At 29.5% G+C, this 2,777-nt stretch carries 2 protein-coding genes and 2 riboswitches; of the genes, one reads left to right on the top strand and one right to left on the bottom strand.

Annotated elements, in window-relative coordinates; translation table 11 throughout:
• Window positions 1–33: 33 nt before the first annotated feature.
• Window positions 34–1,215, bottom strand: a complete 1,182-nt coding sequence (locus B4E95_RS12920) for a homoserine dehydrogenase (RefSeq protein WP_291062058.1) — start codon at window positions 1,213–1,215, stop codon at window positions 34–36.
• A gap of 124 nt (window positions 1,216–1,339) precedes the next feature.
• Window positions 1,340–1,438, bottom strand: a riboswitch (SAM riboswitch).
• 445 nt (window positions 1,439–1,883) lie between these two features.
• Window positions 1,884–1,982, top strand: a riboswitch (SAM riboswitch).
• Window positions 1,983–2,025: 43 nt separating this feature from the next.
• On the opposite strand from B4E95_RS12920, the gene B4E95_RS12915 reads away from it, so the two are divergent.
• The coding region (locus B4E95_RS12915) for a homocysteine S-methyltransferase family protein (RefSeq protein ID WP_291091881.1) at window positions 2,026–2,777 on the top strand (752 nt) is incomplete at its 3' end.

Below are 2,777 nucleotides of genomic sequence, written 5' to 3'. Positions count from 1 at the left end.
ACTTTTGAGACAGCTTCTTTTAATCACAAAAATTTACTCAAACGCAATTATCGAAAGTTTTGGATTTTCAATAATCTCTTTTTGTTTGAGTTTTTCTATATCAATTACACCAACAATATGATTGTAATTTTTACTCTGATAACGTTCTTCTATTTCATCAAAAATGTTTGAAACATCATCTGCTTGATTCTCAAAACCGATGTAAATTCGCTTCTTTCCTGTTTGATTAAAAACTCCTTCTTCTTTGTTTTCATATTTTCGAATCGAATATTGATAATCATATTTTAAAGCAGAAATATCGCTCAAAACCGCAGAAGAAGTGGGGAAACGCCCTGCTCCTTTTCCATACAAAAATTGTTCATCCGAAAGCGAACTTCCAATCAAAACTCCATTATATTCGTTATTCACAAGCGCAATTGTTTTATTTAATTCAACAAAAGTTGGCAAAACTGTTGATGTAATTTCACCCGTTTGATGATTAATTTTAGAATTCGCAATCAACTTTATAGTATAATTTTTTTCTTTCGCGTATTTAAAATCTTCCACTTTCAATGAGGTAATTCCTTTTCGAATAACTTGCTCAACATCAATCTTTTTACCGAAAGCATGCAACGTAATAATTGCTAATTTACTCGACGCATCAAAACCTTCTACATCAGCCGTGGGATCAGCTTCTGCAAAACCACTTTCTTGCGCTGCTTTTAAGGCTACTTGATACGATTCATTTTCATTTGCCATTTTCGTCAAAATGTAATTTGTTGTACCATTTACAATTCCAGAAACATAATTCAATAAATCGTTATCAAAATATTCTTCTAGATTTCTAATAATCGGAACTGAGCCGCAAACAGAGGCTTCATAAAGAAAAGAAACATTATTTTTTGCTTGCAAATCCAATAATTCTTTGTGATGATCTGCAATCAATTTTTTATTTGCACTTACCACATGTTTACCTTTATTGAACGCTTTTATAATGATATCATGTGCCGCATCAGCATCCGAAATTAACTCAACAACAACATTTATTTCATCGTCATTTAAAATATCATCCGCATTAGTCGAAAATAATTCAGACGGAGCATTTCTAGATTTAGAATTATCTTTAATTACAATTTTTTTAATTGCAGCATTCAATTGTGGTTTTTCTTCCAATACCTTGTAAATTCCTTCTCCTACAACTCCAAATCCGAACAATCCGATATTTATTTTTTTCATTTATTTGTTTTGTTTTTAATTATTTACCAAAGAAAAGTGAAGAAAAAAAATGGTTCAATCGCATAAAAACAATTGAACCATTTTGAATAAAGAATATTATTGAAGATTGGTTTACAGTAGTTTTTATTCATCTTTCCTATAAGGATGGATTTAGCACCTTGATTCATTAATCAGGTTGCTAAAGTTTCTTTGGGCCATTTCCCTCCACTTTTCTTGATAAAATGTAAATTTTAATGAACTATTTCTGAGGACAAATTTAGGCGAAAGAATTCTATATATCCAAATTAATTTCATTTCTTTAATTTAATATTTTCCGTAATTATAGATAAAAATACACAAATAATGAATTTTATTCTATAAATATTTATAGACAAAAATAATTTTCTAAAAAATACAATTAAAAGAAAAAACAAATCTTAATAATTTTTAATAAAACCCTATTTTTATTAAAAATATTCTAAAAACTACAATTTTCAATAACTAATTAAAATATTATTTCTTTAAAATAGTAATTTTAAAGAAATATTTTCTAAAATAAATTTCAAAAATGACCTATTAGAGATTTTGAACTATTTCAAACAAAAATTATTTCTATGAACCAAGTTTCGAACTCGTTTTTTTCAATCTTGATTTTTTTATTCTCAATACTTTAAATAATTTTGCACATAGCTTTATAAAGAAAGATGGAGGGAATAGGCCCGTTGAAATCTTAGCAACCCAAAGTATAGTTGGGTGCTAAATCCTACTCAAATAGAGAAAGATAAGGACTTACCTCACACTTCTTCCCATAAGGCTTTTAAAATATTTAGAATGAAATTAGACGATATACTAAAAGAGCGTATTGTTATTTTAGATGGTGCAATGGGAACGATGATCCAAAAGCACAATTTACAAGAAGAAGATTATCGTGGAGAACGATTCAAGGATTTTCATACTTCTTTAAAAGGAAATAACGATTTATTGGTTTTAACCCAACCTCAAATCATAAAAGATATTCACCGAGAATATTTGGCTGCTGGTGCAGATTTAATCGAAACAAATACGTTCAATGCCAATATTATTTCTATGGTTGATTATGATATGGTTGATTTGGTTGATGAATTAAATTACGAAGCCGTTCGCTTAGCAAAAGAAGCTTGTGAAGAGTTTTCTACCCCAGATAAACCTCGTTTTGTAGTTGGATCTTTAGGTCCAACCAACAAGACAGCCTCTATTTCGCCACAAGTAAATGACCCTAGTTATCGCGATGTGGATTTTGATTTATTGGCAAATGTATATTATCGTCAAGCAAAAACAATGTTAGAAGCTGGTGCAGATATTTTACTTGTCGAAACTATTTTTGATACTTTAAATGCAAAAGCAGCATTTTATGGAATTCAAGATGCGATAGAAAAAACAGGAATCAACGTTCCTCTAATGGCTTCTGGTACAATAACAGATAAATCTGGACGTACACTTTCTGGACAAACAACAGAAGCTTTCTTGATTTCATTAGAACATATTGATTTAATTTCAGTTGGGTTAAATTGTGCTTTAGGTGCAACAGATTTGATTCCATATTT

Source organism: Empedobacter sp. UBA7494 (assembly GCF_002478465.1).
Taxonomy (GTDB): Bacteria; Bacteroidota; Bacteroidia; order Flavobacteriales; family Weeksellaceae; genus Empedobacter; species Empedobacter falsenii_B.
The sequence above is the reverse complement of the archived record's forward strand: the minus strand, read 5'-3'. Positions and strand labels throughout refer to the sequence as shown.